Source organism: Streptomyces sp. BB1-1-1 (genome assembly GCF_031597775.1).
Lineage (GTDB): Bacteria > Actinomycetota > Actinomycetes > Streptomycetales > Streptomycetaceae > Streptomyces > Streptomyces thinghirensis.
Genome location: NZ_CP134203.1, coordinates 3,034,509 through 3,061,494, shown reverse-complemented (window position 1 = coordinate 3,061,494; position 26,986 = coordinate 3,034,509). Strand labels below are relative to the sequence as shown.

At 70.7% G+C, this 26,986-nt stretch carries 23 protein-coding genes; 13 read left to right on the top strand and 10 right to left on the bottom strand.

The genetic code is table 11. The features are described 5' to 3' along the window. Window positions 1-18: 18 nt before the first annotated feature. The 4 genes from RI578_RS13995 to RI578_RS13980 form a co-directional block, all read right to left on the bottom strand. Window positions 19-1,056 carry an ABC transporter ATP-binding protein gene (locus RI578_RS13995; RefSeq protein WP_310871396.1) on the bottom strand — a complete coding sequence of 346 codons (1,038 nt, stop codon included), beginning with the start codon at window positions 1,054-1,056 and terminating at the stop codon, window positions 19-21. Between the two features lie 47 nt (window positions 1,057-1,103). Beyond that, entirely contained in the window at window positions 1,104-2,084 is a 981-nt protein-coding gene (locus tag RI578_RS13990; RefSeq protein ID WP_310871395.1) for an ABC transporter permease, read from the bottom strand. A 106-nt stretch (window positions 2,085-2,190) separates the two neighbouring features. Beyond that, entirely contained in the window at window positions 2,191-3,951 is a 1,761-nt protein-coding gene (locus RI578_RS13985) for an ABC transporter substrate-binding protein (protein ID WP_310871394.1), read from the bottom strand. A gap of 80 nt (window positions 3,952-4,031) precedes the next feature. Further along, a complete protein-coding gene (locus RI578_RS13980) occupies window positions 4,032-5,060 on the bottom strand; it encodes an ABC transporter permease (protein WP_310871393.1) in 1,029 nt (342 codons plus the stop codon). A 533-nt stretch (window positions 5,061-5,593) separates the two neighbouring features. Between RI578_RS13980 and RI578_RS13975 the strand changes: the two genes are divergently transcribed. The 5 genes from RI578_RS13975 to RI578_RS13955 are packed head-to-tail and all read left to right on the top strand — an operon-like array spanning window position 5,594 to window position 11,198. Further along, complete coding sequence (locus RI578_RS13975) at window positions 5,594-7,219, top strand: ABC transporter substrate-binding protein (RefSeq protein WP_310871392.1); 1,626 nt, start codon at window positions 5,594-5,596, stop codon at window positions 7,217-7,219. A gap of 9 nt (window positions 7,220-7,228) precedes the next feature. Further along, the gene (locus RI578_RS13970) at window positions 7,229-8,152 is read left to right on the top strand and encodes an ABC transporter permease (protein ID WP_310871391.1); all 924 of its coding nucleotides are present in this window, start codon (window positions 7,229-7,231) and stop codon (window positions 8,150-8,152) included. Further along, on the top strand, window positions 8,145-9,134 hold the full coding sequence (locus RI578_RS13965) for an ABC transporter permease (RefSeq protein ID WP_310871390.1): 990 nt from the start codon (window positions 8,145-8,147) through the stop codon (window positions 9,132-9,134). Before RI578_RS13970 ends, RI578_RS13965 begins: the two co-directional genes overlap by 8 nt. Before the next feature lie 8 nt (window positions 9,135-9,142). Next, window positions 9,143-10,126 carry an ABC transporter ATP-binding protein gene (locus tag RI578_RS13960; RefSeq protein WP_310871389.1) on the top strand — a complete coding sequence of 328 codons (984 nt, stop codon included), beginning with the start codon at window positions 9,143-9,145 and terminating at the stop codon, window positions 10,124-10,126. Beyond that, window positions 10,119-11,198, top strand: a complete 1,080-nt coding sequence (locus RI578_RS13955) for a dipeptide ABC transporter ATP-binding protein (RefSeq protein ID WP_310871388.1) — start codon at window positions 10,119-10,121, stop codon at window positions 11,196-11,198. The genes RI578_RS13960 and RI578_RS13955 overlap by 8 nt, the downstream gene beginning before the upstream one ends. A 128-nt stretch (window positions 11,199-11,326) precedes the next feature. Here the strand turns inward: RI578_RS13955 and RI578_RS13950 are convergent, their stop codons facing one another. Further along, on the bottom strand, window positions 11,327-13,441 hold the full coding sequence (locus tag RI578_RS13950; protein ID WP_310871387.1) for a prolyl oligopeptidase family serine peptidase: 2,115 nt from the start codon (window positions 13,439-13,441) through the stop codon (window positions 11,327-11,329). Between the two features lie 198 nt (window positions 13,442-13,639). Between RI578_RS13950 and RI578_RS13945 the strand changes: the two genes are divergently transcribed. Beyond that, entirely contained in the window at window positions 13,640-13,834 is a 195-nt protein-coding gene (locus RI578_RS13945; protein ID WP_121749054.1) for a hypothetical protein, read from the top strand. Window positions 13,835-13,984: 150 nt separating this feature from the next. Here RI578_RS13945 and RI578_RS13940 read toward each other — a convergent pair whose 3' ends face one another. Next, window positions 13,985-15,013 (bottom strand): intradiol ring-cleavage dioxygenase, encoded by a 1,029-nt coding sequence (locus tag RI578_RS13940; RefSeq protein ID WP_310871386.1) that lies wholly within the window; start codon window positions 15,011-15,013, stop codon window positions 13,985-13,987. 229 nt (window positions 15,014-15,242) lie between these two features. Between RI578_RS13940 and mshB the strand changes: the two genes are divergently transcribed. The 3 genes from mshB to RI578_RS13925 all read left to right on the top strand — a co-directional run bounded on the left by mshB (window position 15,243) and on the right by RI578_RS13925 (window position 19,255). Next, on the top strand, window positions 15,243-16,148 hold the full coding sequence (gene mshB / locus RI578_RS13935; protein WP_310871385.1) for an N-acetyl-1-D-myo-inositol-2-amino-2-deoxy-alpha-D-glucopyranoside deacetylase: 906 nt from the start codon (window positions 15,243-15,245) through the stop codon (window positions 16,146-16,148). Beyond that, entirely contained in the window at window positions 16,145-16,567 is a 423-nt protein-coding gene (locus RI578_RS13930) for a DUF6113 family protein (RefSeq protein WP_310871384.1), read from the top strand. The genes mshB and RI578_RS13930 overlap by 4 nt, the downstream gene beginning before the upstream one ends. 156 nt (window positions 16,568-16,723) lie before the next feature. After that, window positions 16,724-19,255 (top strand): hypothetical protein, encoded by a 2,532-nt coding sequence (locus RI578_RS13925; RefSeq protein WP_310871383.1) that lies wholly within the window; start codon window positions 16,724-16,726, stop codon window positions 19,253-19,255. A gap of 169 nt (window positions 19,256-19,424) precedes the next feature. Here RI578_RS13925 and RI578_RS13920 read toward each other — a convergent pair whose 3' ends face one another. Together RI578_RS13920 and RI578_RS13915 are read right to left on the bottom strand one after the other, a co-directional pair. Continuing rightward, window positions 19,425-20,297 carry a transglutaminase-like domain-containing protein gene (locus tag RI578_RS13920; protein WP_310871382.1) on the bottom strand — a complete coding sequence of 291 codons (873 nt, stop codon included), beginning with the start codon at window positions 20,295-20,297 and terminating at the stop codon, window positions 19,425-19,427. Between the two features lie 30 nt (window positions 20,298-20,327). Next, complete coding sequence (locus RI578_RS13915) at window positions 20,328-21,341, bottom strand: GNAT family N-acetyltransferase (protein WP_310871381.1); 1,014 nt, start codon at window positions 21,339-21,341, stop codon at window positions 20,328-20,330. A gap of 140 nt (window positions 21,342-21,481) precedes the next feature. Between RI578_RS13915 and fdxA the strand changes: the two genes are divergently transcribed. Both fdxA and RI578_RS13905 read left to right on the top strand, forming a co-directional pair. Then, window positions 21,482-21,802, top strand: coding sequence for a ferredoxin (gene fdxA / locus RI578_RS13910; RefSeq protein ID WP_003973842.1), 321 nt, complete (start codon window positions 21,482-21,484; stop codon window positions 21,800-21,802). Between the two features lie 133 nt (window positions 21,803-21,935). After that, entirely contained in the window at window positions 21,936-23,033 is a 1,098-nt protein-coding gene (locus RI578_RS13905; RefSeq protein ID WP_310871380.1) for a bifunctional succinyldiaminopimelate transaminase/glutamate-prephenate aminotransferase, read from the top strand. An 89-nt stretch (window positions 23,034-23,122) separates the two neighbouring features. Here RI578_RS13905 and RI578_RS13900 read toward each other — a convergent pair whose 3' ends face one another. Both RI578_RS13900 and RI578_RS13895 read right to left on the bottom strand, forming a co-directional pair. Then, window positions 23,123-23,572, bottom strand: coding sequence for an ATP-binding protein (locus RI578_RS13900; RefSeq protein WP_310871379.1), 450 nt, complete (start codon window positions 23,570-23,572; stop codon window positions 23,123-23,125). 322 nt (window positions 23,573-23,894) lie between these two features. Beyond that, entirely contained in the window at window positions 23,895-24,881 is a 987-nt protein-coding gene (locus tag RI578_RS13895) for a heavy metal transporter (protein WP_310871378.1), read from the bottom strand. Window positions 24,882-24,965: 84 nt separating this feature from the next. Between RI578_RS13895 and dapE the strand changes: the two genes are divergently transcribed. Together dapE and RI578_RS13885 are read left to right on the top strand one after the other, a co-directional pair. Further along, window positions 24,966-26,045: a succinyl-diaminopimelate desuccinylase gene (gene dapE, locus RI578_RS13890; protein WP_310871377.1), complete on the top strand. Its 1,080-nt coding sequence runs from the start codon at window positions 24,966-24,968 to the stop codon at window positions 26,043-26,045. Between the two features lie 108 nt (window positions 26,046-26,153). Then, window positions 26,154-26,912: a TIGR00730 family Rossman fold protein gene (locus RI578_RS13885; protein ID WP_310871376.1), complete on the top strand. Its 759-nt coding sequence runs from the start codon at window positions 26,154-26,156 to the stop codon at window positions 26,910-26,912. Window positions 26,913-26,986: the final 74 nt, after the last annotated feature.

The following is a 26,986-nucleotide window of genomic DNA, read 5'->3' as shown; positions in this document are numbered from 1 at the left end:
AGTCCTGTCTCTTTTACGTCAGTTGAGCCGGGAACCGGCGAAGTCGGCGAACAGCTCCGAGCGCTGCTCCGGGGGCAGGTGGCAGGCGGAGCCCCGGCCCTTGACCACCTCGAGCGCGGGCTGCTCCGAGGAGCACAGCCCGCCTTCGACCTTCTCGACGAAGGCGCACCGCGGGTGGAACCGGCAGCCGGTGGGCGGGTTGAGCAGCGAGGGCGGCGAGCCCGGGATCGGCTCCAGCGGCACGTCGACCGGTCCGTCCAGGCTGGGCATGGAACTCATCAGGCCCAGCGTGTACGGGTGCTGCGGGTCGCGCAGCACCTCCTCCTTGGTGCCGCGCTCCACGCACCGGCCGCCGTACATCACCAGGACGTCGTCCGCGATGTCCGCGATGACACCGAGGTCGTGGGTGATGAAGACGATGGCCGTGCCGAACTCCTGCTGGAGGTCCTTGAGCAGGTCCATGATCTGCGCCTGGACCGTCACGTCGAGGGCCGTGGTCGGCTCGTCCGCGATGAGCAGCTCGGGGTCGCAGACCAGCGCCATGGCGATCATCGCGCGCTGGCGCATACCGCCGGAGAACTGGTGCGGATAGTCGTCCACCCGGACGTCCGGCTGCGGGATGCCCACCCGGCGCAGCATCTCGATCGCCCGGTCCCGGGCCTCCTTCTTGGAAGCGCCGGTGTGCTTGCGGTACGTCTCGCTGATCTGCTTGCCGATGGTGTGGTACGGCGACAGCGAGGCCAGCGCGTCCTGGAAGATCATCGCCATCTTGTTGCCGCGCAGCCGCTCCAGCTCGCGCTCGGTGGCGGTGAGCAGGTCCTTGTCGTCGAGGATGATCTCGCCGTCGATCGCGGTGCGGTCCCGGTCGTGCAGGCCCAAGATCGTCAGGTTGGTGACCGACTTGCCCGAGCCCGACTCGCCCACGATGCCGAGCGTCTTGCCCTTGGCGAGGTCGAAGGAGAGCCCGTCGACGGCCTTGACGATGCCGTCCTCGGTGGAGAAGTGGACCTTCAGGTCCCTGACGGAGAGGAAGGGCTGCTGTTCGGTGCTCGTCACGGGGACGCTCCAGGAGGTGATGCGGGGTAGGGGGCTACGGGCGGAGGTCAGGCGAGCCGGATCCGCGGGTCGATGAGGGCGTAGACCGCGTCGACGACGATGTTGAAGAGCACGATCGCGCCGGCCGCCAGCACGGTGACGCCGAGCTGCATGGGCAGGTCACTCTGGTTCACGGCCTGCACCGCGAGTCGGCCGACACCCTGGAGGGAGAACACCGACTCGGTGATGATGGCGCCGCCGATCAGGGTGCCGAGGTCGATACCGAACAGGGTGACGATCGGGCCCATCGCGCCGCGCCAGGCGAACCGGAAGAAGACGTTGCGCTGGGACAAGCCCTTTGCGCGGGCGGTGCGGACGTAGTCCTCGCTGAGCTGCTCCACCATCTGGGAACGCGTCATACGGGTGTAGTTGGCGGTGAAGATGATCGACAGCACGAGCCAGGGAAGCAACAGACCGGACACCCAGGCGGCCGGGTTCTCCGTGAGCGGGGTGTACGAGGGCTGGCTGAGGATGCCGAGCTGCGATACCAGGAAGAACATGGCGACGTAGCCGACGAAGTAGATCTGGAGCGAGGAGCCGAGCAGCGACACCGAGCTGGCGAACTTGTCCAGGAACTTGCCCTGCTTGAGCGCGGCGAGCATGCCCGCGCCGACACCGATGATCAGGAAGAAGACCGCCGAGCCGAAGGCGAGCGAGAGGGTCAGCGGCAGCCGGTCCATGATCGTGCCGAAGACGGGCTCGTTGTTGGCGAACGAGTAGCCGAGGCAGGGCGCGTCGCAGTAGCCGTACCCGCCGTAGTCACGTCCGGCGAAGACACCCACGAGCCAGTGCCAGAACTGCATGACGATCGACTCGTCGATGCCCAGGTTCTGCCGGATCTGCTCCAGGTTCGCTTCGGTGCAGTTCTTGCCGCAGGACATCATCGCGGGGTCACGCGGGATCGCGTAGAAGAGCCAGAAGGTGACAGCGCTGATGATCAGCAGGATGACCATCGCGCCGATGACTCGGCGGACTAGGAAGCGGAGCATGGGGCGTGACTTTCCGGACGGGGCGCCGTCGCCGGGGGCATGGAGGGGGGTGGGCCCCAGGGGGCGGTCGCGCGGATGGTGACCGCCCCCCGGGGATCGTGCGCGCTTACTTCTTGGCGTAGAGCTTGCAGAGCGCGATGCAGTTGTTGCCGCCGTCGTAGACGACGTTGCCGACCTTGGATCCGTACATCCAGTTGCGGATCTTGTGGTAGTCCGGGACGACCGGCGCCAGCTCCATGATCTGGCGGTCGATGGCGCCCCAGGCCTTGTTGGCCTCGTCCGGGTCGGTGATCTTCGCGGCGGCGTCGATCGCCTTGTTCACGCCGGTGTCGTTCAGCTGGGCGTAGTTGTTGCGGCCGTTGGCGATGTTGTCACCGTGCCAGCAGGGGTAGAAGACCGAGTAGCCGTTCGGCCAGTCCGGGCTCCAGCCGGCGCCGAACAGGTCGTACTCGTTGTCGATCTTGCCGATCTGGGTGTAGAACGTCGACTTGTCGACCTGCTTGTTGACGACCTCGAAGCCGGCCGCCTCCAGGGCGTTCTTCACCGCGACGGCGACCTTCACCTGCGTGTCCGACTGCTGGTAGGCGATGACGAGCTTCTGGCCGAGCTTGCCGGCCTCCTTCAGCATCGCCTTGGCCTTGGCCGGGTCGCCGCCGGGCTTCTTCGTCGTGCCGTACAGGTCGAACTTCTGGTACCCGGGGGTGACCGGGCTGAGGATGGTGGTGGCGATCTCGGTGCTGTAGGCGCCACCGCTGATCGTCTGGAGCTGCTGGTGCGGCCACGCCCAGTTGATCGCCTGTCGGACCTTGACGTCCGTGATGCGGGTGGTGTTGATCGGCCAGTAGTAGGTGACCGTGTCGACCCGGGTGAGGACCCGCTTCTTGTACTCGGCGTTGGTGAGTACCTGCGCGATGCGCTCGGGGGCGATCTCGTTGAAGATCGACATCGTGTACTGGTCGTTGCCCTTGTCCGCGATGTAGCGGTCGGTGGAGGCGACCAGCTCGAAGCCGAACCTGAAGTGGAAGGTGTCGGGGTAGGCGTTGCGGATCGGGTCCGTCTTCGCGTCCCAGTGCTCGTTGCGCACGAAGGTCATCGACTTGCCGACGCTACGGCTCTCGATCTTGTACGGACCGCAGGAGACCGGCTTCTTGTCGTACTTCTCCTTGGTGTCCAGCTTCTTCGGCACCAGGGAGTAACCGCGCATGGCCACCGTGAAGTTGAAGTCGCTGCGCGGCTCGTTCAGGCGGAAGGTGATGGTCTTGCCGTCGACCTCGATGGAGTCGAGGTGCTTGCCCTCGTAAGGGCCCTTGTACTTGTCGCCGCCCTCGAGCCAGCCCTGTACGAAGATCGGCCCCTCGGTGATGAACGAGGCGAAGGTGCGCTCGAAGGTGTGCCGGACGTCCTCGGCGGTGACGTCCGAGCCGTCCTCCCACTTCAGGCCGTCCTTGAGGGTGAAGGACCAGGTCTTGCCGCCGTCCTTCATGGTGCCGGCGTCGGTGGCGGCGTCGCCGACCAGGGTGGTGACGCCCTTGTCGTCGATCTTGTAGCCGGTCAGACCGCGCATGATCGGCACGGTGATGGCGGCCTCGGTCGAGACGTAGATCTGCGCCGGGTCCATGTGGTCCATGTCGAACTGGTCCAGCGAGTAGATCGTCCCGCCCTTGACCGCGCCCTTGACCTCGGGGGCCGGGCCCACCGAGTCGGCCTTGGAGCCGACCGCGATCTCGATGGTCTCGCTGCCACTGACCTTGGGACCGTCGTGCTTGGCGGAAGAGCCGCCGTCCCCGCCGCCGCAGGCGGTCAGCACCGAGGACGAGGCCGCGACCACACCGGTGGCGATGAGGAAGTTTCTACGGGAGAAAGACATGAGGCACCTGCCAGAGAGGGACAAACGGGACGGGACGGCCGGCCGGACGGCGTTGGACGAGCCGGGATGGAACGGGAGGGTCAGCGCTTGGACTTCGGGTCGAGGGCGTCGCGCACCGAGTCACCGAGGAGGTTGAAGGCGAGCACGAAGATCACCATCGACACGCCCGGGAAGAGCATGAAGGTGAGGTCCTCGGTGTAGAACTGGGCGCCGCGCTGGATCATGACGCCCCAGTCCGGGGTCGGGTCGATGATGCCGACGCCGAGGAAGGCCAGACCGGCCTCGGCCGTGACGAACGCCGGGAGCATCAGCGTGGACTGGATGATGATCGGCGTCCAAAGGTTGGGCAGCAGTTCCTTGAAGACGATCCGGAACGGCGACGCACCCGTGACCTTGGCCGCCTCGACGAACTCCCGCTCGCGCAGGCCGAGCACCTGACCGCGCAGCAGTCGGGCGAGCGAGGCCCAGCCGAAGGCCGAGAGCACCAGGATGAGCGAGATGGCGCGCAGCGAGGTCGGGATGTTCTCGTCGCTCGCGACGAACAGGCCGTAGACGACCGGCATGAAGGCGATGAAGAAGAGCGTCGACGGGAACGAGAGCAGGATGTCGATGACCCGGCTGACCAAGTAGTCGGTCCTGCCGCCGAGGTAGCCCGCCGTGATGCCCACGACGACGCCGACGACCGCGGTGAGCAGGGTGGCGGCCACCGCGATGCCCAGCGACGTGCGAATGCCGTACAGCAGGAAGGTGAACACGTCCCGGCCGAGCTGGGGCTCGATGCCGAACCAGAACTCGCCGCTCATGCCGCCGTTGGGGCCGGCCGGGTAGGCGAAGGCGTTCAGCAGTTCCGGGCGTTCACTGGCGTACGTGGTGTACGGGTCCTTGCCGTACAGCTTGGCTATGAGCGGCGCGGCGAGCGCGATCGCGAAGAAGAAGATCACGATGCACGCGGATATGACGCCCGTTTTGTCACGCTTGAAGCGGGTCCAGGCCAGGCGCCCGGGTGAACGGCTCTCGCTGCCCTTATTGGTGGTGGGCGTGGGCGACTTGACGACGCTCTCGTCGGTCACCTCGAGCGGGGCAGCCGCTGATGGAGTTGGGGGGGTCATGGTGCTCCTGGCCCAAGGGAGGGGCTGATGACTCCGCAGGGCGTCCCCCTACGGGCTACGCCGGACTTTTTCAACGCAATTCGTTCAAGGTCAATAAAATCTCGCTCGGCTTGGCTTTCTCTTTACCTTCTTTGCCTCCAGTTGGGCGAACCATAGCTACGCGTGTAGCGTGCCGTGATCGATCTGTGCCCTACACCGGGCCAACTGGACTAATCAGGCAAGGCGTTCGTTATGCGGACGCGGAGTCGTCGAAATGTGTACACCGAGGGTTCGTAATCCAACGGTTCCGCATCGGATGGTGAAGATCCGTTGCGCCGAGATTCGGGATCCTTCGCCGCGGCATACATGGGCTCGCCCCGACATCGCCTCGACGCCCCGTCAGGTATCGCCGGTCGACTGTTGGGTTCCTCCAAAAGGAGGTATGCGTGTGCGATGTGCACCTTTTGCCCTGATGCTGGCCGGTAATGGATCAGCGGACGAGTCAGCGAACGAGTCGAACGAGTCGGACGAGTCAGGGCACGAGGAGGCACTCCATGCGCGGAGCCAGGCGCACCAAATGGGCCGCATGCGCGGCGGCGGTGGCCCTCGCGGCGACCGCCTGCGGAGGCGGGGGCGGCAGCGGCGGAGACACGAGCGCGGTCCTCAGCTCCTCCTGGGGCGACCCGCAGAACCCGCTGGAGCCGGCCAACACCAATGAGGTACAGGGCGGCAAGGTCCTCGACATGATCTTCCGGGGGCTGAAGAAGTACGACCCCGAGACCGGCGAGGCGCAGAACATGCTCGCCGAGAAGATCGAGACCTCCGACTCGCAGAACTTCACGATCACCGTCAAGGACGGCTGGACCTTCAGCAACGGCGAGAAGGTCACCGCCCAGTCCTTCGTGGACGCCTGGAACTACGGCGCCAGCCTGAAGAACAACCAGCGCAACGCCTACTTCTTCGCGTACATCGAGGGCTACGACAAGACGCACCCGGAGAGCGGCGAGCAGAGCGCCGACACACTCTCCGGGCTGAAGGTGACCGGCCCCCGCACCTTCACCGTCAAGCTCAGCCAGAAGTTCTCGACCTTCCCCGACACCCTCGGCTACCCGGCCTTCGCGCCCCTGCCCCGCGCCTTCTTCGACGACCACGACGCCTGGCTGAAGAAGCCGGTCGGCAACGGCCCGTACATGGTGGACAACTACGCCCGCGGCTCCCAGATGTCCCTGCGCAAGTGGGAGGAGTACCCGGGTCCCGACAAGGCGCAGAACGGTGGCGTCGACCTCAAGGTCTACACCGACAACAACACGGCCTACACCGACCTGATGGCCGGCAACCTCGACCTCGTCGACGACGTCCCCGCCGCCCAGCTCAAGAACGTGCAGAACGACCTCGGCGACCGGTACATCAACACCCCGGCCGGCATCATCCAGACGCTCGCGTTCCCCTTCTACGACAACGACTGGAGCAAGCCCGGCTCCGAGAAGGTCCGCAAGGGCCTGTCCATGGCGATCGACCGCAAGCAGATCACGGACACGATCTTCCAGCAGACCCGCACCCCGGCCACCGACTGGACCTCACCCGTCCTCGGCGAGGACGGCGGCTACAAGGCCGGCCTGTGCGGCGAGGCCTGCGAGTACAAGCCCGACGAGGCCAAGAAGCTGATCAGCGAGGGCGGCGGACTGCCCGGCGGCCAGGTCAAGATCACGTACAACGCCGACACAGGTTCCCACGGTCAGTGGGTCGACGCGGTCTGCAACTCCATCAACAACGCCCTGGACAACGACCGCGCCTGCGCGGGCAACCCGGTCGGCACCTTCGCCGACTTCCGCAACCAGATCACCGACCGGAAGATGAGCGGCCCCTTCCGCGCCGGCTGGCAGATGGACTACCCCCTCATCCAGAACTTCCTCCAGCCGCTCTACTACACCAACGCCTCCTCCAACGACGGCAAGTGGTCCAACGAGAAGTTCGACGACCTCGTCGACCGGGCCAACGCCGAGACCGACACCGCGAAGGCCATCGGCCTCTTCCAGCAGGCCGAGGAGGTCCTGCGGGACGAGATGGGCGCCATCCCGCTCTGGTACCAGAACGGCAGCGCGGGCTACTCGGACCGGCTGTCCAACGTGAAGCTCAACCCGTTCAGCGTCCCGGTCTACAACGAGATCAAGGTCGGCTGAGGGGGCGCCATGGGACGCTACGTCGTCCGGCGGCTGCTCCAGATGATCCCGGTCTTCATCGGGGCCACGCTGCTGATCTTCCTGATGGTCAACGTGATGGGCGACCCCATCGCGGGCCTGTGCGGCGACCGGGAGTGCGACCCGGCGACGGCCGCGCAGCTGCGGCACGAATTCGGTCTCGACCAGCCCGTGTGGCAGCAGTACCTGACCTACATGGGCAACGTCTTCACCGGCGATTTCGGCACCGCCTTCAACGGTCAGCCGGTCACCGAGCTGATGGGCACGGCGTTCCCGGTCACCATCCGGCTCACCCTCATCGCCATCCTCTTCGAGATCGTCGTCGGCATCGTCCTCGGCGTCGTCACCGGCCTGCGCCGCGGCCGCCCCATCGACACCGGCGTCCTGCTGCTCACCCTCGTCGTCATCTCCGTCCCCACCTTCGTCACCGGCCTCCTCCTCCAGCTCCTGCTCGGCGTCAAGTGGGGCTGGATCGACCCGGCCGTCTCCTCCGAGGCCCCCTTCGGCGAGCTGATCGTCCCCGGCCTGGTCCTCGCCTCGGTCTCCCTGGCGTACGTCACCCGGCTGACCCGCACCTCCATCGCGGAGAACCGGCGCTCCGACTACGTCCGCACCGCCATCGCCAAGGGCCTGCCCCGCCACCGGGTCATCACCCGGCACCTGCTGCGCAACTCCCTGATCCCCGTCGTCACCTTCATCGGCACCGACATCGGCGCCCTGATGGGCGGCGCCATCGTCACCGAGCGGATCTTCAACATCCACGGCGTCGGCTACCAGCTCTACCAGGGCATCCTCCGGCAGAACACGCAGACCGTCGTCGGCTTCGTCACCGTCCTGGTCCTCGTCTTCCTCGTCGCCAACCTCGTCGTCGACCTCCTGTACGCCGTACTCGACCCGAGGATCCGCTATGCCTGAGCAGCAGCCGTACGAGCCGGAGCGCGCGATCGCCGGCACCGGCATGGGCGGGCAGATGGACCTCGGCGCGAGCGAGGCGGTGACCCTGGAGAAGACCCCGGGCCCGGACGGCCCGGAGGGCACCGGCCCCCAGGACAAGCCCCGCAGCCTCTGGTCCGACGCCTGGCACGACCTGCGCCGCAACCCGGTCTTCATCATCTCGGCCCTGGTGATCCTCTTCCTGATCGTCATCTCCGTCTGGCCGTCCCTGATCGCCTCCGGCAGCCCCCTCAAGTGCGACCTGGCCAAGGCCCAGGAGGGCTCCCAGTCCGGCCACCCCTTCGGCTTCAACGGCCAGGGCTGCGACGTCTACACCCGCACCGTCTACGGCGCCCGTACGTCGGTGGCGGTCGGCGTCCTCGCCACGCTCGGGGTCGCGGTCCTCGGCAGCGTGCTGGGCGGGCTCGCCGGGTTCTTCGGCGGGGCGGGGGACGCGGTCCTGTCCCGCATCACCGACGTCTTCTTCGCGATCCCGGTCGTCCTCGGCGGCCTGGTCCTGCTCTCCGTCATCACCAGCAACACCGTCTGGCCGGTCATCGGCTTCATCGTGCTGCTCGGCTGGCCGCAGATCTCCCGCATCGCCCGCGGCTCCGTCATCACCGCCAAGCAGAACGACTACGTCCAGGCCGCCCGCGCGCTGGGCGCCTCCAACTCCCGGCTCCTGCTCCGCCACATCGCGCCCAACGCGATCGCGCCGGTCATCGTCGTGGCGACCATCGCGCTGGGCACCTACATCTCCCTGGAGGCGACCCTGTCCTTCCTCGGCGTCGGCCTCAAGCCGCCCAGCGTCTCCTGGGGCATCGACATCTCCGCCGCCGCCCCCTACGTCCGCAACGCCCCGCACGCCCTGCTGTGGCCCTCCGGAGCCCTCGCCGTCACCGTCCTCGCGTTCATCATGCTCGGCGACGCGGTGCGCGACGCCCTCGACCCGAAGCTGAGGTGAGCCGCCGCATGCTGCTGGAAGTGCGCGACCTGCACGTGGAGTTCCACACCCGGGACGGCGTCGCCAAGGCCGTCAACGGCGTCAGCTACGGCGTCGACGCGGGCGAGACCCTGGCCGTCCTCGGCGAGTCCGGCTCCGGCAAGTCCGTCACCGCCCAGACGGTCATGGGCATCCTCGACATGCCCCCGGGCCGGATCACCGCCGGCGAGGTCCTCTTCGAGGGCCGGGACCTGCTGAAGCTGAAGGAGGAGGAACGCCGGAAGGTCCGCGGCGCCGAGATGGCGATGATCTTCCAGGACGCGCTGTCGTCGTTGAACCCCGTCCTCACCGTCGGCGCCCAGCTCGCCGAGATGTTCACCGTGCACCGCGGCATGTCGCGCAAGGACGCCCATGCCAAGGCCGTCGAGCTGATGGACCGCGTCCGCATCCCGGCCGCCAAGGAGCGGGTGCGGCAGTACCCGCACCAGTTCTCCGGCGGCATGCGCCAGCGCATCATGATCGCGATGGCGATGGCCCTGGAGCCGAAGCTGATCATCGCCGACGAGCCGACCACCGCCCTCGACGTCACCGTCCAGGCCCAGGTCATGGACCTGCTCGCGGAACTCCAGCGCGAGCTGCACATGGGCCTGATCCTCATCACCCACGACCTGGGCGTGGTCGCCGACGTGGCCGACAAGATCGCCGTCATGTACGCGGGCCGGATCGTGGAGACGGCGCCCGTCCACGACATCTACAAGGCGCCCGCCCACCCCTACACCCGCGGCCTGCTCGAGTCGATCCCGCGCCTGGACCAGAAGGGCCAGGAGCTCTACGCCATCAAGGGCCTGCCGCCCAACCTCACCCGCATCCCGCCCGGCTGCGCCTTCCACCCCCGCTGCCCGATGGCCCAGGACGTCTGCCGCACCGACGTACCGCCGCTGTACGACGTGACGGAGTCCGAAGCGGAACGCGGGAGCGCCTGCCACTTCTGGAGGGAGTGCCTGCATGGCTGAGACGACCGAGCCGATCCTCGAAGTCCGCGGTCTCGTCAAGCACTACCCGCTCACCACTGGCATCCTCTTCAAGAAGCAGGTCGGCGCGGTCAAGGCGGTCGACGGCGTCGACTTCCACCTCGACCGCGGCGAGACCCTGGGCATCGTCGGCGAGTCCGGCTGCGGCAAGTCCACGGTCGCCAAGATGCTGGTCAACCTGGAGAAGCCGACGGCCGGTGAGATCCGCTACAAGGGCGAGGACATCACCAAGCTGTCGGGCAAGGCCCTCAAGTCCGTACGCCGCAACATCCAGATGGTCTTCCAGGACCCCTACACCTCCCTCAACCCCCGCATGACCGTGGGCGACATCATCGGGGAGGCGTACGACATCCACCCGGAGGTGGCGCCGAAGGGCGACCGGCGGGGGAGGGTGCAGCACCTGCTGGACGTCGTCGGCCTCAACCCCGAGTACATCAACCGCTACCCCCACCAGTTCTCCGGCGGCCAGCGCCAGCGCATCGGCATCGCGCGGGGGCTGGCGCTGCGCCCGGAGATCATCGTCGCGGACGAGCCGGTCTCGGCCCTCGACGTGTCCGTCCAGGCGCAGGTGATCAACCTGATGGGCCGGCTCCAGGACGAGTTCGACCTGTCCTACATCTTCATCGCCCACGACCTGTCCATCGTCCGGCACATCTCGGACCGGGTCGGCGTGATGTACCTCGGCCGGATCGTGGAGACCGGCCGCGACGCCGAGATCTACGACCATCCCACGCACCCCTACACCCAGGCGCTGCTGTCCGCCGTGCCGGTGCCCGACCCGGAGGCCCGGGAGCACCGCGAGCGCATCATCCTGGCCGGCGACGTGCCGTCCCCGACCAACATCCCGTCCGGCTGCCGCTTCCGCACCCGCTGCTGGAAGGCGCGGGAGCGCTGCGCCCTGGAGGTACCGGCGCTCGCCGTCCCCGCCGAGTTCCGGCACACCACCGGTCCCGCGGCCCACGACTCGGCGTGCCACTTCGCGGAGGAGAAGCAGGTAGTCCCCCCAGAGGCGGACGACGACGGCACCGGGAGGCACGGCAGCGGGCCGGGGTGACATGGCGCTCCCCGGCCCGCTTACGGCACCCGCACGGCCGTACGCTGATCAGCGTCGCGCGTCCGTATATCGGTGCCGCTTCGGTGAAGTTGCCTGCGTGTTAAAGCGGTTGGTGCCTTCGTGTGACGCTACGCCAGTGACCGCTTGAGGAAGTCGACCTGGAGCAACAGCAGGTTCTCGGCGACCGACTCCTGCGGGGTCATGTGCGTGACGCCGGACAGCGGGAGCACCTCGTGCGGGCGGCCCGCGGCCAGCAGGGCCGAGGACAGCCGCAGGGAGTGGGCGACCGCCACGTTGTCGTCCGCGAGCCCGTGGATGATCATCATGGGGCGTCGCGGCTCGGCGGCGTCGACCAGGCCCGCGTCGTCGATCACCGAGTTGCGGCGGTAGACCTCCGGTTGCTCGCCCGGGTGGCCGATGTAGCGCTCCTCGTAGTGGGTGTCGTACAGCCGCAGGTCGGTGACCGGGGCGCCCACGACGGCGGCGTGGAAGACGTCCGGCCGGCGCAGGGCCGCCAGGGCGGCCAGATAGCCCCCGAAGGACCAGCCACGGATGGCGACGCGGTTCAGGTCGAGCGGGAAGTCGGCGGCGAGGGCCTGGAGCGCGTCCACCTGGTCCTGGAGCACGACCGCGGCCACGTCGTCCTTGATGGCCTTCTCCCAGGCGGGGGAGCGCCCGGGAGTGCCCCGCCCGTCGGCGACGACGACCGCGAAGCCCTGGTCGGCGAACCACTGCGACGTGAGGTGGGCGTTGTGCGCGGCCACCACGCGCTGACCGTGCGGGCCACCGTACGGGTCCAGGAGTACGGGGAGGGGGGTGTCACCGTGGTAGTCCCTTGGCATAAGCACGGCGCACGGGACACGGCGTGCGCCCCCTTCGGTGAGCGTCACGCGCGGGGACAAACCGGGGTCTTCGGCGTAAGAGGCGACGGTCGCCAGCGGCTTCCCGTCCCGCAGAACCCGCACCCGGGTCCCCGGCCGGTCGAGCGTCGCGGAGACGAGAACGGTCACGCCTCCGGCGCGCACCGCCGAGTGCACGCCGGGCTCCTGCGAGACGCGCTCCACGCCGAGTTCGTTCACCCGGTACACGTGCACTTCGCCGGTCTCCGGCTCGGCCGCCTCCTCGCCGGCCGACGCGGAAACCAGCACGTCGTCGCCGGAGACGTCCAGCACCGCCCGCAGATGCAACTGGGCACCCGTGAGCGGTCGTTCACCGACCGCCAGTACGCGCGCGCCGCCCTCGTCGGCGATCCGCACGAGCTGCCCGGAGGGGCTCCAGCAGGGCACGCCGGGGAAGAGTTCCAGCCAAACTGGATCTTCGTCGGCGTGCACCATCCGGGTCGCCCCGGACTCGGTGTCCACGGCCAGGAACAACTGGCTGCGCTGGTCGCGCGCCTGTACGAGGAGGAGTGGTGCACCCGCCGCTGACCAGTGCACTCGCGCCAGATACGGATACCGCGCCCGGTCCCAGAGGACCTCCGTGCGCCCCCCGTCCAGCCCGATCACGAACAGCCGTACGTCCGCGTTGGCGGTGCCCGCCGCCGGGTACCGCACCTGGTGCGGATCACGCTCGGGATGGGCCGGGTCGGAGATCCACCACCGGCTGACCGGCGTGTCGTCCACGCGTGCCACGAGCAGCCGGTCCGACCCGGGACCCCACCAGAAGCCCCGGCTGCGCCCCATCTCCTCGGCGGCGACGAACTCGGCGAGCCCGTGGGTGACGCCCTCCGTGTCCGCCTCGGCCAGCGCCCTGTCCCCGTCCCCCTCGGCACCCACGACCCGCAGGGCGCCCCGGGCGACGTAGGCGATGTGCCGGCCGTCGGGGGAGGGGCGCGGGTCGATGACCGGTTGGGGGGTGGGCAGTTCACGCGCCGTCCCGGCCCGCAGTTCGGCCGCGAAGAGCCGCCCCGACAAGGCGAAAGAGGCCAGCTCGACGGCCGCGTCGGTGGCGTAGCCGACGATGCCGGCACCGCCCTCGCGGCTGCGCTCACGCCGCGCCCGCTCCTCGGGCGACAGATGCTCCTCGGCGCCGCCCAGGAGGGCGCGCGGATCGGCGGCGACGCGCTCGCCGCCCTCCTCGGTATCGAGGATCCACAGCGAATTGGCCCGGTCCGTGCCGGTGCCGGAGCGCAGGAAGGCGACCCGGGACCCGTCGGGTGCCACGGTGAACGAACGCGGCGCGCCGAGCGTGAACCGCTGGGTGCGGGCGTGCCGTTTGGGGAAGGAGTCGGACTCGGTCGTCATGCCTTGACCATATTGGCCATGCGCCCCCTTGTGCGGCCGTGCGCCGAGAGATGCGCGCGCACGGATAGTTATGATCACTAGCGCATAGTGGGTATCAACCAGGTGCCCGCTGCGTGGATTTATCTGCCCCAAGGTGGGACCGCGTCCGACCGCGTCCGACCCTCCCCATGTCCCTGGGCTTATTGGAGGTGAGCCGCCGTGGCACTCTCGATTTCGGCGGTTGTGCTGCTGGCGATCATCGTCTTCCTGCTGGTCAAGAAGTCAGGGTTGAAGGCGGGGCACGCGGTCGTGTGCATGCTCCTCGGCTTCTACCTGGCCTCGTCGACCGTCGCGCCCACGATCAGTGAGCTGACGACGAACCTCGCGGGGATGATCGGAAGCATCAACTTCTGACGCAGGGGCCTGTCGGCCGGGGGTGGGATGGCGGACAGGTCGACCCTGGACCAAGCGCATCGCCCTGGCCATCGCTCATGTGCTCGACGGCGAAGGGTGGCGTTCACAGACGCGTGAACGGCGCTTGGGCGTCCGGGCGGCCGCTCCAGGTCAAGTACCCGAAGCCGACGCCTCCGGGCTGCCCGGCCCGCCCGAGGGTGCCGAGCCGGGCGGCGGGCCGCCGGTCGGGGCACCGCTCGGCGGTTGGCCCCCTGCGGGGTCGCCGCTGTCACCGCCGGGCGCGTTGCCCCCGGTGGGCTCGGTGCCGGTGTCGATGGGAACGGTCAGCTTCGCCGTGTAGCCGGCCTTCACCGATCCGCTCATCGTCGCCAACTGGTGGACGCCGCCGTCGTCGCCGAAGACGTTGTCGGTCTTGAGGGTGAGCTTGGCCAGGTTGTCGACGGAGGACTCGTAACCGTCGGTGGCGAAGACGGTTTCGCAGTCGGTCCTGGGAATGGCCAGTTGGGAGGTCGACAGCCGCTTGTCGTAGTCGGTGACGGAGTCGAGGCCGGGGTAGACCTCGAAGTGGATGTGGGGCCAACGGCCCGGGTAGCAGGCGGGGAAGATGCTGTCGAACCTCACCCGGCCGTCGTCGTCGGCGACCTGGACGCCGCGCAGGTAGTTCTCGTTCTCGATTCCGCTGGAGTACAGGGAGTAGTTGCCGTCCCGGTCGCACTGCCAGGCGTAGACGGCCGCTCCGGCGAGCGGTCGGCCGTCCTCGGCGATGTCCAGCAGGGTGAATTCGAAGGTGAGGGGGATGCCCGGGGCGGTGGTCGTGGAGTCGCCGAAGCTCGAGCGGATGTCCTGCCGGACGATCCCGTCCTGGTCCAGGACCTGGACCCCGTTGGTGCCATCCGCGGGGTAGGGCCCGTTGGTCTCGTCGGGAATCTCGGTCAGGCCGGACGACGACGCGGAGGCCGTAGCCTTGGTCGAGGTACTGGTGTTCGAGCCCGAGCCGCACGCGGCGAGGGCCGCCATGCCGCCGACCCCTCCGAGGAAGGACAGGGCCCGCCTGCGGGAGACGAGTGTGCCGACGTCGAACTTCAGCCCCTGGTCGACGACCTCCTCCTCGGGATGAGGAAGCAGGCGCCCCTGGTAGGCGGGGCCGTCGGGGGTCTGGCTGGCTTTCGGCTTGCGCATGGGCGCCTTCCGTCGGGAGGTGACAGGACCGTTGGGGTCGCACCGGGCTCCCGGGACGGGACGCCGGTGCCGACCTGTCGGTCAGCTTGCCAACGAAGTCCATGCGTCGGCTCGGCGCGGGTTGTGCGCGGGCTGTGAAAGGCTGCCGTCCCGCCTGCTCCGACGTGCCGGTCCACGGACGGTCTCCCGCGTTACGGGGACGGGGCGGCGACCTCATAGGGTGGAGTCCATGACGGAACTCCCCGCCCGGCGTCTGCTGCTGGTGCACGCGCACCCGGACGACGAGTCGATCAACAACGGCGTCACCATGGCCAGGTATGCCGCCGAAGGCGCCCACGTGACGCTGGTGACCTGCACCCTCGGCGAGCGGGGCGAGGTCATCCCGCCCGAGCTGGGGCACCTGACCGGAGCCGCCCTGGGCGGGCACCGCAGGGGCGAGCTGGCGGCGGCGATGCGCGCGCTCGGCGTCGAGGACTTCCGGCTGCTCGGCGGGCCTGGACGGTTCGCCGACTCCGGGATGATGGGTCTGCCCGACAACGACGACCCCGGCTGCCTGTGGCAGGCGGACGTCGACCGGGCCGCCGAACTCCTCGTCGAGGTGATCCGCGAGGTGCGTCCCCAGGTCCTCGTCACCTACGACCCCGACGGCGGCTACGGCCACCCCGACCACATCCAGGCCCACCGCATCGCCATGCGCGCCGCCGAGCTGGCGGCCGAGGCGGGGTGCCCGGTCGACAAGGTCTACTGGAACCGCGTCCCCCGTACCGTCGCCGAGGACGCCTTCGCCCGCCTCCGCGACGACCTGCCCGGTCTGCCCTTCGAGAAGGCGGCCGGCGTCGAGGACGTACCGGGCGTCGTCGACGACGAGCGGATCACCACCGAAATCCGGGGCGACGGCGGCGCGAACGCCGCCAAGACCGCGGCCATGCGCGCGCACGTCACGCAGATCACCGTCGCCGAGCCGTACTTCGCCCTCTCCAACGAACTGGCCCAGCCGGTCTTCACCACCGAGTACTACGAACTGGTGCGCGGCGAGCGGTCCGGGGACGGTGACGGCCGCGAGAGCGACCTCTTCGCCGGGATCGCCGGGACCGACGGGATCACCGGGACCGCGGGGACCGAGGTGGCGTCATGAGCGGGCGTGCCGAGCCGACGACCTCCGCCCTGGCCCAGCCGCTGCGCGCGCCCTCGCTCGGGCGGGCGGCCCTCTATCTGGGGCTCTTCGTGCTCGGCGCCCTGGTCGGGGTTTCGGGCGCGCTGGTGCAGCCGGGGTGGTTCCCGGGCGGGCTGCTGCTCGCGCTGGCCGCCGAGGCGGGGCTCTGCGTCGGAGCGGGCCGGGCCGTGGGCCGCCGGGGCGGGGCCGTCGCGCCCGCCGCGGGGTGGGCGCTCGCCGTGGTCCTGCTCACGACCAGCCGTCCCGAGGGCGACTTCCTCTTCGCGGCCGGCAGCGGCTCCTACCTCTTCCTGCTCGGCGGGATCGCCGTCGCTGTGATGTGTGCCACCCTCGCACCGGTGCGGCAACCGGACGGCGGCGCCGTCCGACTTGGCAAGTGACGTACTACTTCGCCGCGGCGCGGGCGTGCGAGTCCGGTGTGGGTTTCCCCGGCGGTCACGGGATACGCGCGAGAGGTGGCCAGTATGGTGGTGCGCGCCGCCGAGCCGCCCGCTTTCTGGTGTGCCGGGCGGCGGAGCCAACCGGGAGAACCTGCCTTGAGTCGTGAAACTGACAGTTCGTCCTCCGGGCCCCACGGGCGCGGCGGAGCCGCATACCCGTCGGGTACCCCGCCCTACGGGACACCCACGGCTTCCGACGCCGGTGCGGACGCGGGCCGTTCGGCCTCGCGGCCGGAGGAGCGCAAGACCGAGACGACGCTGACGACCCGAATCCGGATCAACATCCCGGGATCGCGGCCCATCCCGCCGGTCGTCGTGCGCAAGCCCGTCACGGACGCCGAGGGCGCCGCCGGTGACACGGAGACGACGGCCGAGCGGCCCGCGCCCACGTCGGCACCGAGCGCCGCAGAGCCCTCGGGCGCCGTCGAGGCCCCCGCCGAGCCGGGGCAGCCCGCCCGGCCGACCGAGGACAAGCCGGCCAGCGACTGGTTCGCGCCGCGCAAGTCCGGCCCGGCCAAGGGCGCTCAGGGTGGCGGCTCCACCAACGGTGCCGGTCTGCCCGGCGGTTCCGGCGCGGCGGCCGGTACGCCGGGCGCGCCCTCCGCGGGTGCCGCGGGACCGGGTGCCGGTGCTTCCGGTGCCGGTGCGCGACCGGGCGGCGGGAGTGGCCGCCCCGGTGGCGTCGTCGGCTCCATGAACGTGCCGGGCGGCTCCCGGCCAGGCGCCACGGGCGGCGCCGGTCTCTCCGGGGCGACGGGCGGACCCGTGGCGCCCGGCCACGGTGGCGGCACCGGCTCCTTCGACGTGACCGAGGCGCTGGCGGCCGGACCGCTGGGCAACGGCAACGGCACCCGCCCGGGCTCCGACGGCGGCGGCGCCGAACCACGCCGCGACGACCTGCCGTACTTCCCGGAGAACGGGCAGGGCAACCAGGGCCCCGGCCCCCGCAGCGGGCAGAGCGGCCCGAACGGGCAGTCCCCGTACGGCGACACCCGGGGTCCCGCGGGCGCGACGAGCGGCCCGGTCACCGGCGACAGCCGGCTGACGCCGCCCCCGGTCGGCGACCTCGGCGACCTGGGCCGGCCCAGGACACCCGGCGGCCCGGGCGCGCCCAGCGGACAGCGCGGGCCCGCACCGAACGGCCTGGGCGGTCCGGGTGGTCCCGGGGGCCCCGGCGGTCCGGGCGGTCCGGGTAGTCCAGGCGGTCCAGGCGGTCCCGGTAGTCCGGGCGGTCTCGGTGGTTCGGGTGGTTCCGGTAGTCCTGGCGGTCCGGGTGGTCCGGGTGGTCCCGGTAGTCCGGGCGGTCTCGGTGGTCCAGGCGGTCCCGGTGGTCCCGGTGGTCTTGGCGGTCCCGGTGGCCCCGCCGCCCCGGGCAGGCTGCAGAGCCCCGGCACCGGCCCCGGCACCGGCGCCGACGCCGCCCGTCTCGGCCCCGGCGGTGGGCTCAGCGACGACACCGCGATCCTCACCCCGCAGAAGCCGGCCCCCGAGCCGGGCACTCCCGGTTACGGCAACCCGGACAACGTCTCCGGGAACACCGTCACCAGCGGCATCCCCGTCGTGCCGACCGACCGGAACGCGCCGTTCCAGGGCGCGTCCGCCGACGGACCGCTGCCGCACACCCCCCCGAAGCTGCCCGAGCCGGTCTCCGCGCCCCCGGCGAGCTCCGCCAAGCCGGCCAAGAAGAAGGGCCGCAGGAAGCTCCCGCTGCTCGTCGGCGGCCTGGTCTTCGTCGCCGGTGTCACCTACGGCGCCGGCCTGCTCATGAACCGTTCCGACGTGCCGAAGGGCACCACCGTGCTCGGCGTCGACATCGGCGGCGGCACGCGCGACGACGCCGTCGAGAAGCTGGACGACGTCCTCTCCGCCCGCGCGAGCAAGCCGCTCAAGCTCACGGTCGGCGGCGAGACGGTCTCCCTGAAGCCGGACCAGGCGGGGCTCCAGCTCGACACGCAGGCCACGGCCAGCGCGGCGGCGAAGAGCGACTACAACCCGATGTCCGTGTTCGGCTCCCTCCTCGGCCGGCAGCGTGTCGTCGACCCGGTCATGCCCGTCGACGAGGAGAAGCTGCACGCGGCCCTGGAGGACGCCGCCGGCGGGGCCGGATCGGTGACCGAGGGCACCGTCAGGTTCGAGTCCGGCAAGGCCGTCCCCGTGTACGGCAAGGCCGGCAAGGGCATCGACGTCGCCAAGTCGACCGAGGCCGTGCAGGAGGCGTACCGCGCCCAGGTGGAGACGGGCACCGCCACCCCGGTGAACGTGCCGACGACCACCCAGCAGCCCACGGTCTCCAAGGCCGAGGTCGACCGGATCATGAAGGAGTTCGCCGAGCCGGCGATGTCGGCGAAGGTGACCGTGCGGACCGACGCCGCGCACTCCATCCTGATGAGCCCGGAGAAGTCGCTGTGGAAGTTCCTCCGGGTCACGGCCGTCAACGGCAAACTCGTCGACAAGCCCGACCTCAACGCCCTGAAGGAACTGTACGGCGGGACGTTCGACGGCGTGCTCATCACCCGCGCCAACGGTGAGAAGACGCCCGTCACCCCCGAGGACGTCTACGGCGCCCTGCGCCAGGCCCTGAAGAGCAAGACCGACCGCGTGGCGGTCATCGAGACCGACCCCAGCTGACGACGCCACTCCACGAGGGGGCGCCCGGCACTCGCCGGGCGCCCCCTCGGGCCTGTATTGAGTTCCCCGTCTGCGCCCCGACGCCCGGCACGCACGCTCGCTGCACGGACCGCCGCTGCGCCCGCCCTTCGGGCGGACGACGGGGAACTCAATACAGGCCCTCGCGTCCTCAGTTGAGCATGGCGCGAGCCGCCCGCGCCTCCCCCCGGACCTGCTCCGCGACCGCCTCGTCCACCGCCCCCACGACCTCCGCGTACGCCTCCAACTCCCCGGCCCCCGCCGAGAACTCCCCCCGCTGCACCAGCAACCGAGCCCGCTCGTACCGCAGCCGCGCCGCATGCGCGGGCAGCAGCAACGCCAGCTCGATCGCCCACAGCCCGACATCCGACCGCTCCGGCCGGGCCGCCGCCCACGCCCGGATGTTGTTCAGGATGCGCGACACCACCTCCAACGGCGCCGCCGGCTCCAGCATCGACGGGCGCAGGGCGGCCCCCGTCACCCCCGCCACCAGCACCTCCGCGTCGTTCCCGCTGAGCACCCGGCCCCCGTCGAACGGATCGGCGAGCACCCGCCCCTCCTCCGGTCCGAACTCCGCCCCGAACCCGACCACGAAGTGTCCCGGCAGCGCGACCCCGTACACCGGCGCCCCCGCCCGCCGGGCCACCTCCAGCCACACCACCGACAGCATGATCGGCAGCCCGCGCCGGCGCCGCAGCACCTCGTGCAGCAACGACGACTCGAGCCGCTGGTAGTCCGCGGCGACCCCGTGGAAGCCGTACCGCTCGCCGAGCAGGTCCCGCAGCGCCGCCGCCCAGGCCGACGGCGAACCCGGCCGGAACGGCAGCTGTCCGGCCAGCTCGTCGAGCTCCATCTGCGCGGCGTCCAGACCCGCCTCGTCCAGCGCCCCGTCCGCCTCCGCGCCCACCAGCAGGCACAGCGTGGCCAGGTCGGGCCGCTCGGAGCGTGCCTCTTCGGCGAACCGCCGTCGCAGCTCGGCGGAGCGTTCCGGCGACGGGGGATGCGGAGAACGTGGGTGACGCATAGCTTGCTCGTGCCCTTCCACGGCGATCGGTTACCGGTCCGTCCCGGCGCTCGCGGGCTCCCGGTAGTGGTGGTACGCGTGATGCGCCGCGAAGCCCATCCCGGCGTACAGCGCCCGCGCCCCCGCGTTGTCCGTCTCGACCTGGAGCCACGCCGCCGACGCGCCCTCGTCGAGCGCCCGCCGGGCCAGCGCGGCCATCACGGCGGTCGCCAGCCCCCGGCGCCGCTGCGCGGGGTCGACCTCGACGGCCGCGAAGGAGACCCACCGGCCGTCCACGACACACCGCCCGATCGCCGCCGGGGCGGCCGGGTCCGCACCGGGCACCGTCGCGAACCACACCGACGGTCCGTCGGCCAGTACCCGCAGGGCCACCTCGCTCACGCCCTTGCGCTGGTACCGCGCCAGCCACGCCTCGTCCGCCTCCCGGGACAGGACCACGCCGGTCCCCTCCGACAGGTCGGCGACCTGCGCCAGCCCGCCGGTCCACACCTCGGCCGTCACCTCCCGCACCCAGCCCCGCCGCTCCAGCTCCGCGCACAGCGGCTCCTGCGTGCCCTCGGCCCCGGTGGCGGTCTGGACGTACGCGGGCAGGCCCCGTTCGGCGTACCAGCGCCGTACGGCGGTCAGCGCCTCGTCGAGCGGCATTCCAGGGTCGCCGAGCGGGAGCACGGAGTTGGCCCGCCGCGTGAACCCGGCGGCCGCCCGCAGCTCCCACTCACCGAGCCGCTCGCTCTCCACCGGCCGCCAGGCCCGCGCGGCGACCCGCGCCAGCTCCTCGTACGAGGCGGCGGGACCGCGCCGCCGCGCCGGCGCCGACGGCACGACCTTGCCCGCGACCAGCGCGGACTCCGGGACACGGACCGACTCGCCACTCTTGCGTGTGATCCGCAGCACACCGTCGTCCCATGATGTGAGAACCCCCACCGTGTCGGTGAACTTCTCACCCGCGACACCCGGTTCGCTCAAGCGCCGCACGGAGACTCGTTTGCCCACGTCAGCAACGGTGATACGGACCTCAAGGCGCCCTGCGGCAGAGATTTCCACGGGTCGGTTCACCCCTCCTGTTCGGATCATGCCCAAGAACGGAGATACTAGGGGCGGGCATCGACGACGCCGCGCTCCCGCGCGCCAGGCGGCGGAGCCTGAGGAGGCCCGCCAGCGCCCAATCGAGGAGGAACGACAGCGTGACCTACGTCATCGCGCAGCCTTGTGTCGACGTGAAGGACAAGGCGTGCATCGAGGAGTGCCCGGTCGACTGCATCTACGAGGGCCAGCGGTCCTTGTACATCCACCCGGACGAATGCGTCGACTGTGGTGCCTGTGAGCCGGTCTGCCCGGTCGAGGCGATCTTCTACGAGGACGACACTCCGGAGGAGTGGAAGGACTACTACAAGGCGAACGTCGAGTTCTTCGACGAGCTCGGCTCGCCCGGCGGCGCCAGCAAGCTGGGACTGATCGAGCGCGACCACCCCTTCGTCGCCGCGCTGCCGCCGCAGAACCAGTAGGAGCGGCCCGCACCGCGCCGCCTCGGTCCCGTACGGCTGATCGCCCCCGATCGGTGCCGTACGGGACCGAGGCGTTTCGCCCCGGAACCGCACAGGCAGCACCGGCCGCACCGAAGAAAGTGAGCCAGTAACCGTGTCCGCAGTCTCCGACCGCCTTCCGGCCTTCCCCTGGGACAGGCTGGAGCCGTACAAGAAGACGGCCGCCGCGCATCCGGACGGCATCGTCGACCTCTCCGTCGGCACCCCGGTCGACCCGGTCCCCGAGCTGATCCAGAAAGCCCTGATCGACGCGGCGGACTCCCCGGGCTACCCGACCGTCTGGGGCACCCCGGCACTGCGCGACGCGATCACCGGCTGGGTCGAGCGCCGCCTCGGCGCCCGCGACGTCACCCACCGCCACGTCCTGCCCATCGTCGGTTCCAAGGAACTCGTCGCCTGGCTCCCCACCCAGCTGGGCCTCGGCCCCGGCGACCGGGTGGCGTTCCCGCGCCTGGCCTACCCGACGTACGAGGTCGGCGCGCGCCTGGCCCGCGCGGAGTACGAGGCGTACGACGATCCGACGGAGCTGGACCCGACGGGCCTGAAGCTCCTCTGGCTCAACTCCCCGTCCAACCCCACCGGCAGGGTCCTGTCGAAGGCCGACCTGACCCGCGTCGTGGCCTGGGCCCGTGAGCACGGCATCCTGGTCGTCTCCGACGAGTGCTACCTGGAGCTGGGCTGGGAGGCCGACCCGGTCTCCGTCCTGCACCCGGACGTCAACGGCGGCTCGTACGACGGCCTGGTGGCCGTCCACTCGCTCTCCAAGCGCTCCAACCTCGCCGGCTACCGCGCGGCCTTCCTGGCGGGCGACCCGGCCGTCCTGGGGCCCCTCCTGGAGATCCGCAAGCACGGCGGCATGATGACGTCCGCGCCGACCCAGGCGGCCGTGGTGGCGGCCCTCGGCGACGACGAGCACGTCCGCGTCCAGCGCGAGCGCTACGCGGCCCGCCGCACGGCCCTGCGCGCGGCGCTCCTCGGCCACGGCTTCCGCATCGAGCACAGCGAGGCCAGCCTCTACCTCTGGGCCACCCGCGACGAGTCCTGCTGGGACACGGTGGCCCACCTGGCCGAGCGCGGCATCCTGGTGGCTCCCGGCGACTTCTACGGCCCGGCCGGCGCGAACTTCGTCCGGGTGGCCCTCACGGCCACGGACGAGCGCGTCCGCGCGGCGGTGGAGCGCCTGACGGCCTGACGGACTGGCTCGACGCAGGCATGCAGAACGCCGGGGCCCAGGGAGCGAACCCTGGGCCCCGGCGCCGTACGAGCGGGGTGCGGCCGCCGTCAGCCGAGCGGCAGCCCCTGCACCGGCAGCGAACCGGTGGCCGGCAGCCCGCCCTTGCCCAGCGCGTCCGTCGGCAGCCCGCCCTCGGTGGCGGTCCCCGCGGTGTCACCGACGATCTCGCCGGCGGAGCCCGCGGCGTCCCCGGCGGCCTTCTGCGCCACCGGGGTGGTCTTCTTGACGACCGAGCCACCGGTCTTGCCCGCCGCCGGCACGGTCTTCTTGACGGCCTTGCTGCCGGTGTCACCCGCGGTCTCGGTGACGTTCTGGGCCGCGGCGTCCACGGTGTTGCCGACGTTCGCCCCGTCCAGGGCGGTCAGTCCCCCGAGGTTCGGGGCGGCCGGCAGTTCGGGAGCCGCGCTGGCGGAGCCGGCCGCACCGACCCCGGCAGCCGCTCCCGCAGCGACGAGCAGCGCGGCACGGGCGATCCGGCGGGTCAGGGGGAGGGACATGATGCTCCTTCGACGGAAGTCAATGATGAGGAATCCGACCGTGCCCGGCGAGTGATCGACCGGGCTCGGACGCAGTGACTACCGCTCGAAGGCCACGAAGGTTGCGGCGACACAAAGTAAAGAGTTGGTAATGTGTCGCATTATCAGGTGCACAGAAAAACGGGCAAAAGGGCGCCGGTCGGAAAGTCTGCCGAATCCTTACAGCCCTTGATTTTCCTGGGCTCCGGCGGATTCGCGGGTGATGACCGGAAAACCCGCGCACCGCGTCGACCCGACGCCGGTGCGGGTAACTCCCAGGAGTGACGACCCGTACGGGCGAGCGCTACCGCGCGGAGGTGATGCGGACGGCGCCCGCGGCCCGCTCGGCGCCGCCGGTGCTGCCCGAACCCGTCGGACGCCACTTGCTGTCGGTGCTTCCCGCGGTCCACTCCCGGCCCGCGTAGGAGACCCGTTCGATGCGCAGCGAGGTGGCGTTGGCCACCGCCCAGTGCGCCAGCTGCCAGCCGCGCTGACCGAGGCGCTCCTCCGCGTCCGTGCCGGTCACGGGCAGCGTCACGGTCCGGCCGTCGGAGCCGCCCGCGCCGCCCTTGGTGCCCGTGCTCGGTGCGGGCGAGGCCGTGGGCGTCGCGGAGGTGTCGTCCACGGCTGCTCCGGCCGACTGGAGCACGTCCTGCCCGAAGTCCCGTACGAGCGCCGCGCGGACCGCGTCCGGACCCTGGGCCCGGGCCGCGCCGGGGCGTCCCTCGCAGGTCAGCGTCGCCGCGGACCGTCCGGTCAGCGCGGCGGCGAGCAGCCTGGCGTCCGTCTCGTGCTTGGCGTAGGCCTCCGGGAAGCCGCTGCGCTGCACGCGCTGGGCGGCGACGGTCAGCGGGAGGCGGGTGTAGCCGGGCACCTCGACCAGCTCGTCGTAGAACTTGGCCGCCGAGTAGGCCGGGTCCATGATCTCCTTCGGGGTGCCCCAGCCCTGGGAGGGGCGCTGCTGGAACAGACCGAGCGAGTCGCGGTCGCCGTAGTCGATGTTGCGCAGCGTCGACTCCTGCAGCGCGGTCGCCAGCGCGATCGTCACCGCCCGCTCCGGCAGGTCGCGCGCGGTGCCCACGGCGGTGATCGTCGCCGCGTTCACCGCCTGCTCCGGCGTGAACTCGTAGGTCGTCCGGCCGTCCTCGGCCGAGACGACCTCGCAGCCCGGGGCGCCCCCGGTGACGTACTGCACCGTGAGGTACCCGGCGACCGCGAGCAGGACCACGGAGGCCGCGCCGGAACGGAGAAGGCGGCCATGGCGTTTGCGGGATGGCGACGGCTGAAGCACGCGTACAAGGTACTGGAGGGTAGGGAGTGGTGTCCGCCGGGTACGGACAGTGCCCGAAAGGGCAGGGGCGTTAGGGTCGGGGCCATGGCCGATATCCCGCTTGACCTCACGCTGGACGCCGCGGAGCTCACCGCGCGGCTCGTCGACTTCCCCTCCGAGAGCGGCACCGAGGAGCCGCTCGCGGACGCGATCGAGAGCGCCCTGCGCGCCCTGCCGCACCTGTCGGTCGAGCGGTACGGCAACAACGTGATGGCCCGCACGGACCTGGGCCGGGCGGAGCGCGTGATCCTGGCCGGCCACATCGACACCGTCCCGATCGCGGACAACGTACCGTCCCGGCTCGACGAGGACGGCGTCCTGTGGGGCTGCGGCACCTGCGACATGAAGGCGGGCGTCGCGGTCCAGCTGCGCATCGCCGCCACCGTCCCGGCCCCCAACCGCGACCTGACCTTCGTCTTCTACGACAACGAGGAGGTCGCCGCCGACCTGAACGGCCTGGGGCACGTCGCCGAGGCCCACCCCGAGTGGCTGGCGGGCGACTTCGCGGTGCTCCTCGAACCGTCGGACGGCCAGGTGGAGGGCGGTTGCCAGGGCACGCTGCGGGTGCTGCTGAGGACGACGGGGGAGCGGGCGCACTCCGCGCGCTCCTGGATGGGGTCCAACGCCATCCACGCCGCCGCCCCGATCCTCGCGCGCCTGGCGGCCTACGAGCCGCGCTACCCGGTCATCGACGGCCTGGAGTACCGCGAGGGCCTGAACGCGGTCGGCGTCACGGGCGGGGTCGCGGGCAACGTCATCCCCGACGAGTGCGTGGTCACGGTCAACTTCCGCTACGCCCCGGACCGCAGCCCCGAGGAGGCCCTCGCCCACGTGCGGGAGGTCTTCGCGGACTGCGGGGTGGCGGAGTTCGTGGTCGACGACCACAGCGGCGCGGCCCTGCCGGGGCTGTCCCACCCGGCCGCGGCGGCCTTCATCGAGGCGGTGGGCGGCACCCCGCAGCCCAAGTACGGCTGGACGGACGTGTCGCGCTTCTCGGCGCTGGGCGTCCCCGCGGTCAACTACGGCCCGGGCAACCCGCACTTGGCGCACAAGCGCGACGAGCGGGTCGAGACGGCGAAGATCCTCGCGGGCGAGGAGCGCCTGCGGTCCTGGCTGACGGCGTGATCCACACCGGGTTTACGCCGCTGTGTGACGGACATGCTCAGGTCCCTCGTACGTAACCCGCGTAGATCTACGCTGAGGTGGAAGAACCTGCAACTGGAGGGAGCGCGCATGGCTACCGGCAACCCCGAGGGCAAGAAGCGGCCACCGGAGGAGCAGCGCCTGGGCCCTGTCCTCCGGCGGCGGGGTCAGGTCCAGAAGAGCACCACGGACCAGCGCCTGCTGGACGAGCGTGCCCCGACCGACTGGGTCCACACCGACCCCTGGCGCGTCCTGCGCATCCAGTCGGAGTTCATCGAGGGCTTCGGCACCCTCGCCGAACTGCCGCCCGCGATCAGCGTCTTCGGCTCCGCCCGTACGGCGGCGGACTCACCGGAGTACGAGGCGGGCGTGCGGCTCGGGCGCGGCCTGGTCGAGGCCGGCTTCGCGGTCATCACCGGCGGTGGGCCCGGTGCCATGGAGGCGGCCAACAAGGGCGCCCTGGAGGCGAAGGGCACGTCGGTCGGCCTCGGCATCGAGCTGCCCTTCGAGCAGGGGCTCAACCCGTACGTCGACATCGGCCTGAACTTCCGGTACTTCTTCGTCCGCAAGATGATGTTCGTGAAGTACGCGCAGGGCTTCGTGGTCCTGCCCGGCGGCCTCGGCACCCTCGACGAACTCTTCGAGGCCCTCACCCTGGTGCAGACCCAGAAGGTGACCCGCTTCCCCATCGTCCTGTTCGGCTCCGAGTACTGGGGCGGCCTGGTCGACTGGCTCCGCGGCACCCTGGTCGCCCAGGGCAAGGCCGCGGAGAAGGACCTCCTGCTCTTCCACGTCACGGACGACGTGGACGAGGCGGTCGCCCTGGTCTCCAAGGAGGCGGGGCGGTAGGCACGGGCCGGGAGCGCCGGGGGGGCGGCCCCCCCGGTACCCGAGCCGGTGCCTAGGGCCTGTCGTTTGGATCT